A 13,594-nucleotide genomic window follows, 5' to 3' on the forward strand; every position below is an offset into this window, starting at 1 on the left:
CTTATCTATTTAATGTTTAACCGCATGATTAATTATCAGGCGAATTCAATACCATTTTTTCTTAAAAATTTATAGGCTTCTTCAATCCAATAACGTTCTTTTTCCAGTTTGTATTCCGGTAAATCTTTGGAGGAACCAATGAGGCTTTTCATTTGATCAATGGCTTCCTGTTTTTGTCCAATTTTGTCAAGCATGCGGCCATAATGATAATAAGCTTTGAAGAAAGCAAATGAGTCGATCACTTCCTTATAGGTTTCCAGGGCCTTTTCTTCCATTCCCGCCATGCGGTAACATTCGGCGAGTCCGAAAATGGCATTCCCGTAGTCAAATTTCTTATCCTCTTTGATAAGAGCCTCAAGGACCTCAATCGCTTCCTTGTATTTTCCCAATCCGTGCAGACTTTTTGCCAGCCCATATCGGGCTTCGTTCATTTCGGGATCTTTTTTTATCGCGGACTCAAACTGCGGAATGGCCAGCTCATAATTTTTTTGATCGAAATAAACCTGGCCCAGTTTTTCATAATGGAAAGCTTTTTCATGCTTTTTAATCAATTCCTTGAGGTGCATTGTATCTTCCGATTCTACCTCTTTCGGTTTGGAAGGCATCGGAAATAGATTGCCGCGTTTTTTACCTTTGGTTTTAACGGCAAAATAATAGATGACGGCACCCACGGGGAACAACACCACCATGATGACGATCCAGATAAAATGTTCCTTACGTTGAATGCAGTCCAGACACATCCAGACCATGAGCACAAGGCCGAGAGTTATAAAAATATCCATTAAATTAAAATCGATTCGATTGAGAATGATTGATAAAAAATCTGCGTCAAATACCCGGAAGGGGAGGCTTTCTCGTTAATAAATGAATGACACTACACAACTTCATTATTAATATCAAGAAGTGCAACCTTTGGCGCATGCTTTTCAACTTCAGGGTCTATAATACCATAAGCCGCAATTATGATGCGATCATTAATCTGAGCCAGACGGGCGGCGGCTCCATTAAGGGAGAACACTCCGCTGCCGCGTTTCCCTATTATGGCGTAAGTGATAAAACGGTCGCCGGTGTTAATATTATAAATATGAACCTGTTCATACGGGGCGATACCCACCCGTTCCAACAAGTTTTCATCAATTTCGATGCTACCTTCGTAGTCCATTTTGGTGTCGGTGACACGGGCCCGATGAAGTTTGGATTTTAACATTATTCGCTGCATTTCACTCTCCCTACAATGCAATTATCTATTAAACGAGTCTTGCCAATCCGAACGGCAAGGGCTATCAAGGAACTTCCCTTAATTTCTTCCTGCTCTATAAAGCTTTCTGGATCACATACTGAAATATAATCGATTTCTGCTTTGTCATACTTTTCTATCTGTTCGCGAATTTCCTGCCGTATCTTCTGCGCGGAGGATTCTCCGTTTAGAACTCTTTGTCGGGCTGCATCCAGGGCGCGGGAGAGAGATAGCGAAGGCTCTGTTTCCTCTTTGGATAAATAGAGGTTCCTGGAACTTTTTGCCAGCCCCTGAGGTTCTCTGACAATGGGCAGGCGTTTGATGGATACGTCCAGGTCCAGATCTCGAACCAGGCTCTCTATCACCGTTGCCTGTTGCCAGTCTTTGTTGCCGAAAAAAGCGGCATGCGGTCGAACAATATTAAACAGCTTGAGGACAACGGTGGCGACACCCCGGAAAAACCCCGGGCGGCTCTTGCCGCACAGGTGATCGGTGATTTCCTCAACAGTGACAAAAGTTTTATAGCCCTTCGGGTACATGGTGTTTCGAGAGGGCAGAAATAACACGTCCACTCCGGCGGTTTCCAGTTGTCGCTGATCTGCTTCCAGATTTACCGGGTATTGGTCGAGGTCTTCATTTTCGCCGAACTGGGTGGGGTTGATAAAAATACTGGCCACCGTCACATCGCAGGTAGAAACGGATTCCAGGACCAGGCTCATATGACCTTCGTGCAGACAGCCCATGGTGGGAACAAAACCAATGGTTTTGTGCGAACTTCTGACTTGATCGGACCATTGCTTCATCCCGGTGATGGATTTAATGATTTCCATCGGAATTGTCCACTTTTTTAAGCGATTGTTTTTCGTTCCCGTAAGAGTGTTCTTTTCCCGGAAATGCGCCTGAGCGCACTTCTTCGATATAGCTGCCTACCACCTTTTTTATTTCCGCGTTCAAATTCGCATATTTCTTGACGAACTTGGGAGTGAAGTCCTGCGTCAATCCCAAAAGATCGTGAAGGACCAGGATCTGGCCGTCGCAATGAGGTCCCGCGCCAATCCCGATGGTTGGAATTTTCAAGCAATCCGTGATTTCACCTGCCAGGTCACTGGGAATTCCTTCGAGAACAACGGCAAACGCGCCAGCCTTTTCCAGTTCGCGGGCGTCCTGTTTGATCTGTCGGGCTTGAAGCAAATTCTTCCCCTGTACTTTATAGCCGCCAAATTGATGCACGGATTGTGGGGTGAGGCCGATGTGTCCCATCACCGGGATTCCCGCCTGGACGATGGCGTGCACTTTTTGAGAAACCTTGACGCCGCCTTCGAGTTTGACCGCCGCCGCCCCTCCTTCCTGAAGGAAACGACCGGCATTGGCGATCGCCTGCTCGTCGGAAATCTGGTACGACATAAAAGGCATGTCTCCAACAATCAGGCTGTTTTGGACCCCCCGTTTAACAGCCTGGGTAAGCAGGATCATTGCATCCATGGTGACAGGAAGGGTGTTGGAAAATCCTAGTGCGACCATGGCGAGAGAGTCTCCCACAAGGATGATGTCGATATCCGTTGCGTCCAGTATCCTGGCGAAGCAGAAATCATAGGCTGTCAGAGCCGTAATTTTGGACCGGGAATTTTTCTTGCCGATGATGGACGGTATGGTGACTTGTTTTCTATCCATGACAGTTCTCCTGAACAGCTGAACGTTGGACCTGAAAACAGGGAAGCCTAAACTCGCGGCGGGGGAATAAAAAAATAAAAAGCCCACCGACGAGGAAGGATGGGCAGGCTGGAAATTACAATAAATCGCATCTTCTGAGTTTGAGGCCTTGATGAAAAGGTCCCCCTACGAACACGATCTACTATGAATCAATTTTCTTGCCCCGTCCCGGTCCTGTCAGGATCCAAGCGGATTGTAATACTCTCTGCCAATTTTATGATGATTGATCTTATTAATCAACTCCTGAAGGTCAATTTTTTTTTCGACGAAATCAATCTCGTTGGTATTGACGACCAGAAGAGGGGTTTCCGAGTAATAAAAGAAAAAATTGTTAAAGGCCTTATTGACGGCTTCCAGATAATCCCAATCCAGATAGAATTCATAATCTCGGCTTCTTTTTTCGATCCGTTCTTTAAGAATATCCGTATCGGCTTGCAGAAAAATGACCAGATCCGGTTTCGGGGGACGAAACTTTATCAGGTCAAATATTTGATTATACAGCTGAAGTTCATGGCTCTTTAAATTAAGGTTGGCGAAAAGGGGATCTTTTTGAAACAGAAAATCCGTTAAAACCACCGAATTGAAGAGGTCTCTTTGTGCCAGATTCAGGTATAGGCTGTAGCGGTTCAGTAAAAAAAAAATTTGCGTCTGAAAGGCAAACGATTCCTTGTCCTGATAAAATTTAGGGAGAAACGGATTTCCTTCGTCATTCTCAAGAACCAGTCTGGCGTCAAATTGTTTTCCCAGCAATTTGACCAAAGATGTTTTCCCGGCTCCAATCGCGCCTTCTACCGCGATGAAATTTGGCTCGATCACTGATTTTGTTAGGGTGACCATAGAAAGAATTAAAATCCGGTTAAAAAGTCATGTTGCCAAATCAAGGCATCAGTTGGAATCGGAACCCCTGGGGATGCTGGCTGTCGGGGAAGTCGGTCATTGCGAACTAATTTCACCAAGAATATCCTTGATCGTGGACTTCAATTCCCGGAGGTCGGCGGATTTTACCACATACGCATCGGACGCCCAGACCCGAAAATCCTGTTTATAGCGTCCATAGGCGGAACAAAGGATCACGGGGATATCGTTCTTATCTTCCTTTAATTTTCTCATAAACTCAATGCCATCCATTCCGGGCATCTTAATATCCAGGGTGATGATATCCGGTTTGTCCTGCTGGATTTTTTCCATCGCCTCTTCCGCAGTTGCCGCCACGGTGACTTGATAGCCGCAATCTTCCAGTTCTTCTTTGTAGAGAAATCTGATATTTTGCTCGTCATCAACCACCAAAATTTTTTTCATATCCTGCTCCAGGCTGGAAAACAGTATTCAGGGAATAATCGCAGAAATTCCTTTCTAAAATAAAACCGTAAGATACAAACCGATAAATAAATCATAGGCATCTCTAAAAATTGACTAAATGCTCCTAATCGTCAATTTAAGGGAATAGCTTTGTTTTAGTGGGACAGGCTTTCCAGCCTGTCCGCACGGGACACTAGAAAGGCGGAATTAAATTCCGCACTTCCGCATAAACTTTAAGGATAGGTCGCCCGTGCCACTGATATAAGAAATCCTTGTACAATGTTCAATTTCCTGTAATAAACTAATTTTTAGAGATGTCCTCATAAAATTAGCGGGACACTCGTTGTTTATAATAATCGCATCAATTTTGCAATGGTAAATGAAGAAATACAGTAACTCCACGTCCAAAATTATTCTCGACTTGAATGGTTCCCCCATGAATTTCGATAATTTTTCGAGAAATGGAAAGCCCCAATCCGGTACCGGAAGATTTTGTGGTGAAAAAGGGATTAAAAATATTTTCAAAAATATCCTGAGCGATCCCGCCACCAGTATCCTCAATACGCACGGTGATTACATTTTTTCCGCCGATATATTTTTCATGATAGGTTTGTATGAAGAGTTCTCCGCCTGATGGCATGGATTCCATCGCATTATAAAACAGATTGATCAGCACCTGTTTGATTTTTGGCTTGTCAAGCTGAAGAGGAGGAAGATCCTTTTCCAGTTGCCGATGTACGGCGATACCTTTCATAAAAAACCCTGATTTGAATAGAAAAACCCCCTCTTCGAGAAGCTCATTGATATCGCATGCCTCGCGCTCCAGAACACCGGCTTTCGAATACATCAGGATATTTGTCAAAAGTTTTTCCAGACGATCGACTTCGGACATAATGATATTGGAATAATCCGCTATATTCTTTAATTCTTCATCGTGATCAAATTTCTCGGAAAATTGTTTGATTTTTTTTTCGAGGCGGCGGGCGAATCCGCCGATGGAAACCAGCGGATTTTTGATTTCGTGCGCCACCTCTGCGGATATTTCCCCCAAAGCGGCCAATTTTTCCGATTGCACCAGTTGCTCTTTGGCGGAGAGAAGTTCTCTATTGGTCTCCAGCAGCTTGGTGAGCAATCGGGAGTTTTCAATCACCCAACTCGCATGCGTGGCAAACCGGGTCAAAAGACGGAGTTGCTCGTCTGAGATGGGTTGGTTGTTATATCGGTTATCCACCAGGATGACCCCTAAAACCTCCTTGTGGGCAATGAGTGGTATGGTGGCAAAAGCATTCGTTCCCAGGGCGTGAAGGAACTCGTCGTTGACCAGAGGATGGTTACTTGCATCGGTGACATTGAAAGGAGTTTTTTGAATCACCGTTTCGACCAGGATGTTTGTCCCCGGCTGGATGGGGAAACGCAAACTTTGAGCGAATTGATTGAATCCGGAATTTTTATATTCATCCTTATCCGCCTCGGTGACAATCCAGTGCAGCATATTTTGCTTTTTGCGTCCCCATTCGGCCCAGATGCGGAAGGCATCTTCCGGAGTATCCGGTCCGAGGCCCATGTATCCCTGCAGGGTATCGGTTTTTTCGTTGATGATAAAAATCATGGCCCGGTTGAATCCGCCGGCTTCTCCCATGGTGATGCCGCTTAAGATAATCCATAGGCCATGTTCGAGTTTGATGGATGTTTGCACCGCCAGGCTGATATCGTAAAAAATTGTTTGCTCTTTAAGGAGCATTTGACTGTTGTTATATAGAATGGCGTTTCTAATGCATCCGGACATCTGGCTGGCGATGGTTTCCATAATGAGGATCTCAAGGTCGGTGAACTCCCTTTGTTCCACAGTATGAACATTGACGACGCCAATAGATTGTTCATTCACCAGGATGGGAACCGACAGCATGGATTTAAATTTTTCTTCTTCTATTTCGGGAAAGTAGACAAATCGCGGGTCATTGTGGGCGTCACTGAGAGCCAGGGTGGACTTGTGCTGGGCAACCCAGCCGGTGATGCCCTTGCCAATTTCCAGACGGACGAACGGGGAGGTATCCTGGCGAAGTCCGTTGCTTGCTCTTAAGTCTAGAAATTTGCAGCTTTCATCGGCGAGATAAATCGAACAACCGTCGATATATAATTTGGTTTTGATGGTCTCGATGATTTGTGCCAGGGTTTCATCGAGATCCAGCGTGGAGTTGGCAATGCGGGTGATATCCTGAAGGATTTCGACACCCAGTTTATTTTTTTTCATAAGACCTCACTTCTTCAGGGCACGCATATAGACCTGACAGTATTTTCGGGCCGCTCGGTCCCAGCTGTGATCCACCTCCATGCCATTCAACATCAGCCGACGCCAATCTTTCTTCTTTTGGTAAAGGGACAACGCCTTTTGCACCGCTTGAAAGAAGGAATCAACTTCAAACTTTTTAAATTTAAAACCCGTTCCCTTCAACGTTTTTTTATTAAACTCCTTTATGGAGTCCTGCAACCCCCCCACCGCGCGGACAACAGGGATGGTCCCGTATTTCAAAGCATACATTTGCGTCAGCCCGCAGGGCTCATATTGCGAAGGCATCAACAAAAGATCGCTACCAGCCAGAATTTTATGGGCTAACTTTTCATCAAATCCGATATGAGTACCGATTTGATCCGGGTACCGTTTGCTCATCTGCAAAAAATATTTTTCATATTTTGGGTCTCCAGAACCCAGAATGATCAGTGCCGCCCCAGTAGCCAGGATGTCGTCCATGGTTTCTATGACCAGTTCGATTCCCTTCTGACTCGATAGGCGGGTGACCATCGACAGTATGGGAATTTTATCAGTGACCTTGAGAGAAAATAAGTCTGCCAGGTTGCTTTTGCAAGCGGCTTTTCCCTTTATGGATTTTGGGTCGTAGTTTTTTGCGATCCACGGGTCGAGAGCAGGATTCCATTCCAGGGTATCGACGCCGTTTAATATACCAAACAGATCCTTAGACCGATTGCGCAGAACGCCATCCATTTTAAAGCCAAAAGCTTTGGTCTGAATTTCTCGGGCATAAGTGGGGCTCACAGTGTTCAGAAGATCCGCGTACACCAACCCGGATTTTAAAAAGCTGAAATAGTTATAAAACTCGACCCCCTCAGGCGTGTATACCGAGAAAGGCAGACCGGAGGCTTTCAGTTTAGCAGAGGGAAAGTTTCCCTGATACCCCAGGTTGTGGACGGAAAAAAGGGTGCGGGTATTTTGGAACCATCGGTCCTTGGCGTAAATGGTTTTAAGATAAGCCGGGACCAGCCCGGTTTGCCAGTCATTGCAATGAATGATGTCAGGTTGAAAACCCAGAGATTTGCAAACCTCCAGAATGGCTCGGCAAAAGAAAATGAACCGCTCCGCGTTATCCGGGTAATCGCCATGAGAGGTGCCATAAATTTGATCGCGGAAATAATAGGTATCGTTGGCTACGAAGTAAATGGGGATGTTTTCATTGAGGCTTCCAAGAAATAAAAATCCTTTTTTCCTGGTTGCCCCTATAGGCACGTCAATGTCCAGACCAACGGGATGAATGCCGAGTGGGCATTTCGCGACGGATTTATATTTCGGCATGATGACTCGCACATCGTGCCCCAGTTGTTTTAAGGCTTTGGGCAGGGAGCCGGTAATATCGGCGAGGCCTCCGGTCTTCGCGTAGGGGTAAACTTCCGATGAGGCGATGAGTATCTTGAGTTTTTGAGCCATTATCGATTATGAGGGAAGCTGGGTATTGCGCAGGGTTTCCGCCGCTACCTCGGGAAGAACGGGGTTGATGTAAAATCCGGTTCCCTGCTCGAAGCCCGCCATTTTAGTCAGCTTCGGCATGATCTCGATGTGCCAGTGGTAATGTTTGCCATGATCTCCATTCACCGGGGAGGTGTGCAGAACAAAGTTATAAGAAGGCGCCTCCAGAGCATAACGCATTTTCATCAAGGATTCTTTCAACAAACTGGCCAAACAGGAAATATCTTCCGCCGCACAGTCTTCAAAACGGTCCGAATGGAATTTTGGCAGAAGCCACATTTCAAAAGGAAACCGCGGAGCGTAGGGGCACAGGGTGATAAACCGGTCATTTTCGTTCACGATGCGGAGACCAACAGCTTTCTCCTGCGCGATGATGTCGCAAAAAATACAGCGGTTTTTTACAACAAAGTGTCTTTGCGCTCCGGCGATTTCATCCGAGACCAGCTCGGGGACGATGGGAAGGGCGATCAACTGACAGTGAGAATGTTCCAGCGTGGCACCTGCCGCTTCCCCGTGATTCTTGAATATCAGAATATATTGAAACCGCGTGTCTTTCTTAAGATCCAATATCCTATATTTGAAGGTCCATAAAGCATCTTCCACTTTCTTTTCCGGGAGCAGGTCCAGGTCCGCTTCGTGGTCGGGGGATTCAATGATGACCTCATGCGCGCCTATGCCGTTCATCATTTCGTACAGGCCATCCGAAGATCGGTCCATCTGGTCTTCGATTTTCAAAGCGGGAAACTTGTTGGGAACAACCCTGAGTGTCCAGCCGGGAGTATTTGGAAGTGAATTTTCCGGCCTGAAGGCCAGTATTTCAGGGGGTGTGGTGCTTTCATTGCCCTGGCAAAAGGCGCAACTGGCTTTATGGAGTTTCTTTTCCGGGGGCGGAAAATCCTGGGGTCGCTGTCCCCGCTCAGGGGAAATGATGACCCAGCGGTTCAGTATGGGGTCTTTTCTGAGTTCGGGCATGGGAAACGGGTCCGTGTAAAGTACTTTATTATAGGAGAAAAAGGTCGTAAGGGCTAATAAAGGCTTCATACTAAGAAAGGGAGTATAGAATGTCAATCAGGGATGCTGGGGGAAGCTTTTTTCAGAATGGATAAAGTGGCAAAAGACGTTGAACATCAAGTTTTAAAACTCTATAATCATTTAAAACCAACAGTTTAATAATTGAACCCGCAGTCCGGGTTGTTAGTAGCACAGGCTTTCCAGCCTGTGCACAATTTAATTTTGCGAATCAGTATTTTTAAAAAGAGTTAAAAATTTATGTCATCATCCCTGCAAGGCAAAAAAATCGTTCTCGGCGTTTCGGGAGGTATCGCCGCCTACAAGGCGGTTGAGCTGTTGCGCCTGATGGTCCGTGAAAAGGCCGAGGTGTTCGTGGTGATGAGCGCCCACGCCGGGAAATTTGTCACTCCGCTGACGTTTGAAGCCCTTTCCGGGAACCCGGTCTATTACGAAGTTTTTGGGACTGAAAATTCAGCGTCCATGCCGCACATCCGCGCGGCGGAAAATGCCGACCTGCTGCTGGTGGCTCCGGCGACGGCAGGCACACTCGGTAAACTGGCCTGCGGACTGGCGGACGATGCGTTATCCAATTTGTACCTTGCCTACCGGGGGCCGGTTATCATCGCTCCGGCGATGAATGACGGTATGTATGCCAACCCTGCGGTGCAGGAAAATATCGAAAAGATGAAACAGCGCGGCGTCGAGTTCATCGAACCGGAAGAAGGGGAGCTGGCCTGTGGAACGGTGGGGCAGGGGAGACTGGCCGACCCCGCGCGAATATTGACTGCTGTGCAAAACCGGCTCCGGGTCAGGGAAGATTTAAAAGGCCTCAAAATTCTGGTGACCGCCGGGCCGACGCACGAGCCGCTGGACCCGGTGCGCTACATCTCCAACCCGTCTTCGGGAAAGATGGGCTATGCGGTCGCTGAACAGGCACGCCTGCGTGGAGCCGAAGTGACCCTCATCAGCGGACCGACAAAGCTGAACCCTCCACACGGAGTGAAAGTCATTCCCTGTAAGCAGGCCAGAGAAATGAATGCGCTTGTGCAACAACATTTGCCCGATTGTGATGTCTTGTTTATGATTGCGGCGGTGGGGGATTTTTCCGCCGAAAAAGTGCAGAAGGAAAAAATCAAAAAAAACGGCGAGCCATTGATCCTGAAACTCGTGCCCAACCCGGACATTCTGCAGGAAGTGGCGAAGATAAAAACCCGTCAGTTCATTGTCGGGTTTGCCGCCGAATCCGAGAACGTGGTGCAAAGCGCCCAGGAAAAATTAGAGAAGAAGCAACTCGACCTGATTGTCGCCAACGACATCAGCGCCCCCGGTATCGGCTTTCAGTCCGATTCCAACCAGGTCACCCTCATCGACAAAGATGGAGCCATCGACTCCCTCCCGCGATTGTCCAAACGAGAAATCGCCGGTGTTCTGCTGGACAGGGTTAAGGGGAAAATGAGGTCTAAGGGCTGACACCAATATTTCCCCTATTTGGATAAAACAAAGGCGCGTTTTTTCAACCCAATACAGGGTATGATTACTTTTTGGCGTGCGATTTCTTACGTTTTTTTTTCAGTTGCCAAAAGTCTTTGATGAAGGAGATCGGCTTCTTGAACCAATGTGGGTTCGAGCTCTGCGATTTGAATGGGTAAATCCATTTGCCCGTGTTTTATCGTCAGCACCAGAAGAAAATCTTTTAGCTCAGTGCATACCAGGAAATGCTCGCGGACGCGATAAAATTTGAAGTGTGTTGAAACCTGAGGTTTTGGGCGCAGAAGATCAGGTTTTTCCTGTAATAGAGATAGGGCCGTTTGAATATCTTCAAGATAACGGTTTGCGGTTTTTTTACCCCACCTTTGGATAGAATATTCTTCAATCGCTTGAAGGTCATAATGGGCTCGGTCCGTGAGCTTTATGGTGACCGTCACGCTTATTTACCGCGTTTTTTGAATTTTTCCATGTCGTCTTTCAAGTTTCCCGAAAACTTGGTGGTTCGGCCAGCGATAGCGTCTTGATAACCTTCCAGTATGCCGGCGCGCAACTCGGCGGCTTCCAGGCGTTGCTTTTTTTCCCGTAAGACATCCCGCATAAATTCTGTGGGTGTTGCGTACAGGGTTCCGTCCCCGCAGTTACGATCAATGAAAGCACGAAGCTCATCGGTTAATGTAAGATTGAGACTGCTACTCATAAGATACACTCCAGTTTTGTTTCTTATATTATGAGCATTACGTCGAATATTGTCAATATTCGACGTAGAACCTATAGCAGGTAGACCGGGCGACAGGTTTATTTCCCCTCAGCACTTTTCACACACCGAAAGCCGACGGTCTTGTTCCTGACAGTTGGCAGGGTGGCGTTTCGGTAAACCATGTTGACGTCGTAGGCGTTGTTTCTCCAGTTGCCGCCGCGGATGACCTTATATTGGCCCTTGTCGTGGCCCTGCGGGTTTGCCTTGGGGGAGAACAGATAATATTCCGCCAGATGCCAGTCGTGGGTCCATTCGGAGACATTGCCCGAAAGGTCATAAACGCCGTAATCCGATTTCCCCGCTTCATAGGAACCCACGGGTGTGGTTTTGTTCACTTCTTCGTGAAAATTCACTTTGGTTTTATCCGGCAGGTCGTTGCCCCAGGGATAAATGACTAGACGCTTGCCGCGCGATGCCTTTTCCCATTCCGCTTCGGTGGGAAGACGCTTGCCTTTCCATTTGCAGTATTTGTCGGCCTCTTTCCATGAAACCCCAACCACGGGTTGCGTGGGTCCGTTGAAATCGGGGTCGTCAGCGTAGGCCGGTTGTGTGGCTCCGGTAGTTTTCACGTATTCCTGGTAATCGGCGTTGGTGACTTCATAAATATCTATGCTGAAGGTGTCCACATGTACATGGTGCGCGGGGTTTTCCGGCCCCAGGGAATGGCGGTCGTGGTGCATGAGTTCCCCAGGGTTCAATTCCTGAAGGGAGCGGCGGCTTCCCATTTCATAAATGCCGCCTTCTATAAGAGCCATGTTTCCCATTCCAGCGGTGCTTTTTGCATCCTCCGCAAAAGAAGCCGTAGTGAATAATTGCAACAAAAGGACCAAACTGGGAATGAACCAACGCATAATGTATTCTCCGACAATTCAAAAATGGAAATAGACTGAAATTTCACCGATTAAATAGATAATAACGAAACCTGCGGCCTTTTTGGGAAAAATGTTTAACCTCAGAGAGAGGCTGATGTCCCTACCTGCATTCGTTTTCCGCCTGTTTGTGGATTGACTCTCTATTTTAATCAGTATAAAATTTTATCACAGTCTGTAAATTGTGTTTTTTCATTGAGATAGCCTGTATCTGCCCGATTCTCGAAACTTTAGCCCCGCTCTATTATGGATAAGCCGAATAAAGAGTCTCTTTTAAATCAAAAACCGGACAATAAAGTCTGTTTGAATTGCGGCTTTCCCAATCGAGCCTCCGATTTGCATTGCATGTATTGCCAAACCAGTCTCGTGGAAGATTCAGGGGTACTGAACTGGTTCCGGCAAACGTTCTACATCCTGCGCTGGCGATGGCAACTGAAGCAAAAGCGGGAAAACGTAAGCCGGTCGGACCGGATGCCCTTTTTGAAAGCCATCGGTTTTTTCCTGTTGGGTGCGATTCTCAGCGGCGTGGGGCTTTTCTTGTTCACCGAGGCGGTCAGCAGAAATTCTTTCTCCAAGGGATTGATCGCCATCCTTTTTCTGTTCTATGGAGTGTTCACCCTCAAAGGTATCTTCATCAAAAAATAAACCGCAAGCGGTTTATTTAGTTTACCTCCGCAACGATTCTCAGCGGTGCGCCGCTTCCTTTGCCGATTTTCATGGGCAGGGCGATTATACGAATTCCCTTTGCGGGCAAGGTGGCTAGATTGCAGACGTTCTCATAACCGGGAACGTTGGCCTCACCAAAAATCTGATGCGCGATGAAATCCTGCGATTGCCCGGCATCAAGGCTCGGCGTGTCCAGTCCCACTGCCCCTATGCTTCTTTCGCCGACCAGAAACCGTGCCGCTTCTGCGCTGAATCCTGGAAAGTGAAGGTTGCCGACGTCACCGGGTTTTTCCGTTCCAAGGTATCTCTTTTTGTCCGGCCAGAAAGACTCCCACCCGGTTAGAACTAAAACCGTGGCGTTTTCCGGAATTTTTCCGTGTTGTTTTTCCCATTCCAAAAAATCTTGTTTACGGATAAGGTAATCAGGATTGCTCAACGCGTGTTTACTTACATCCACAACGATTCCAGGAGCGATCAGGCGGTCGAGAGGAATCTCTTCCACATGCCATTTGCCGTGGGCAAAATGCGCTGGAGCGTCGAGATGCGTACCGCCGTGCTCGGACCCGCTGATATCATTCGACTCGTACCAATACCCTTTGGGAGTTAAACCTTCATGGACTTTCTCAAGCGTAAAGGGCTTGCTGGTCGGCCAATAAATGGTGGTTTCATCAAAGGAATGCGTCAGATCCACCAGGCGGGGTTCAGCACTTGCTTCAAAACCCTGTGTCCCAAAAAGGATTTGTATGAGGCAAAATGTCAGTAGAGATTTTTTGAAAAACCTTTGAAACGTTTTCATAGAA

The 13,594-nt window shown here is 47.1% G+C and carries 15 protein-coding genes; 2 read left to right on the forward strand and 13 right to left on the reverse strand.

Going from position 1 to position 13,594, the window contains the following annotated elements:
* Window positions 1-35: 35 nt before the first annotated feature.
* From O3C58_08250 to galT, 9 genes are all read right to left on the reverse strand, one after another.
* Window positions 36-782: a tetratricopeptide repeat protein gene (locus O3C58_08250; protein MDA0691844.1), complete on the reverse strand. Its 747-nt coding sequence runs from the start codon at window positions 780-782 to the stop codon at window positions 36-38.
* Window positions 783-874: 92 nt separating this feature from the next.
* Window positions 875-1,219, reverse strand: coding sequence for an aspartate 1-decarboxylase (locus O3C58_08255; protein MDA0691845.1), 345 nt, complete (start codon window positions 1,217-1,219; stop codon window positions 875-877).
* Entirely contained in the window at window positions 1,207-2,067 is an 861-nt protein-coding gene (gene panC, locus O3C58_08260; protein ID MDA0691846.1) for a pantoate--beta-alanine ligase, read from the reverse strand. The genes O3C58_08255 and panC overlap by 13 nt, the downstream gene beginning before the upstream one ends.
* Entirely contained in the window at window positions 2,054-2,908 is an 855-nt protein-coding gene (gene panB / locus O3C58_08265; GenBank protein MDA0691847.1) for a 3-methyl-2-oxobutanoate hydroxymethyltransferase, read from the reverse strand. The genes panC and panB overlap by 14 nt, the downstream gene beginning before the upstream one ends.
* A 216-nt stretch (window positions 2,909-3,124) precedes the next feature.
* Window positions 3,125-3,784, reverse strand: coding sequence for a deoxynucleoside kinase (locus O3C58_08270; GenBank protein ID MDA0691848.1), 660 nt, complete (start codon window positions 3,782-3,784; stop codon window positions 3,125-3,127).
* Between the two features lie 96 nt (window positions 3,785-3,880).
* A complete protein-coding gene (locus tag O3C58_08275) occupies window positions 3,881-4,246 on the reverse strand; it encodes a response regulator (protein ID MDA0691849.1) in 366 nt (121 codons plus the stop codon).
* A gap of 361 nt (window positions 4,247-4,607) precedes the next feature.
* Entirely contained in the window at window positions 4,608-6,497 is a 1,890-nt protein-coding gene (locus O3C58_08280; GenBank protein ID MDA0691850.1) for a GAF domain-containing protein, read from the reverse strand.
* 6 nt (window positions 6,498-6,503) lie between these two features.
* Window positions 6,504-7,964 carry a glycogen synthase GlgA gene (gene glgA, locus O3C58_08285; protein ID MDA0691851.1) on the reverse strand — a complete coding sequence of 487 codons (1,461 nt, stop codon included), beginning with the start codon at window positions 7,962-7,964 and terminating at the stop codon, window positions 6,504-6,506.
* A gap of 6 nt (window positions 7,965-7,970) precedes the next feature.
* Window positions 7,971-8,975 (reverse strand): galactose-1-phosphate uridylyltransferase, encoded by a 1,005-nt coding sequence (gene galT, locus O3C58_08290; GenBank protein ID MDA0691852.1) that lies wholly within the window; start codon window positions 8,973-8,975, stop codon window positions 7,971-7,973.
* Between the two features lie 297 nt (window positions 8,976-9,272).
* Between galT and coaBC the strand changes: the two genes are divergently transcribed.
* The gene (coaBC, locus tag O3C58_08295) at window positions 9,273-10,484 is read left to right on the forward strand and encodes a bifunctional phosphopantothenoylcysteine decarboxylase/phosphopantothenate--cysteine ligase CoaBC (protein ID MDA0691853.1); all 1,212 of its coding nucleotides are present in this window, start codon (window positions 9,273-9,275) and stop codon (window positions 10,482-10,484) included.
* A gap of 86 nt (window positions 10,485-10,570) precedes the next feature.
* On the opposite strand, the gene O3C58_08300 is transcribed toward coaBC, so the two are convergent.
* The 3 genes from O3C58_08300 to O3C58_08310 form a co-directional block, all read right to left on the reverse strand.
* The gene (locus tag O3C58_08300) at window positions 10,571-10,939 is read right to left on the reverse strand and encodes a type II toxin-antitoxin system RelE/ParE family toxin (protein MDA0691854.1); all 369 of its coding nucleotides are present in this window, start codon (window positions 10,937-10,939) and stop codon (window positions 10,571-10,573) included.
* Window positions 10,940-10,941: 2 nt separating this feature from the next.
* Window positions 10,942-11,199 carry a CopG family transcriptional regulator gene (locus tag O3C58_08305; GenBank protein MDA0691855.1) on the reverse strand — a complete coding sequence of 86 codons (258 nt, stop codon included), beginning with the start codon at window positions 11,197-11,199 and terminating at the stop codon, window positions 10,942-10,944.
* Window positions 11,200-11,297: 98 nt separating this feature from the next.
* Window positions 11,298-12,110 carry a formylglycine-generating enzyme family protein gene (locus O3C58_08310; protein MDA0691856.1) on the reverse strand — a complete coding sequence of 271 codons (813 nt, stop codon included), beginning with the start codon at window positions 12,108-12,110 and terminating at the stop codon, window positions 11,298-11,300.
* A 264-nt stretch (window positions 12,111-12,374) separates the two neighbouring features.
* On the opposite strand from O3C58_08310, the gene O3C58_08315 reads away from it, so the two are divergent.
* A complete protein-coding gene (locus tag O3C58_08315; protein ID MDA0691857.1) occupies window positions 12,375-12,773 on the forward strand; it encodes a hypothetical protein in 399 nt (132 codons plus the stop codon).
* Window positions 12,774-12,789: 16 nt separating this feature from the next.
* Here O3C58_08315 and O3C58_08320 read toward each other — a convergent pair whose 3' ends face one another.
* Complete coding sequence (locus tag O3C58_08320; GenBank protein MDA0691858.1) at window positions 12,790-13,590, reverse strand: cyclase family protein; 801 nt, start codon at window positions 13,588-13,590, stop codon at window positions 12,790-12,792.
* Window positions 13,591-13,594: the final 4 nt, after the last annotated feature.

Source organism: Nitrospinota bacterium, assembly GCA_027619975.1.
GTDB lineage: Bacteria > Nitrospinota > Nitrospinia > Nitrospinales > VA-1 > JADFGI01.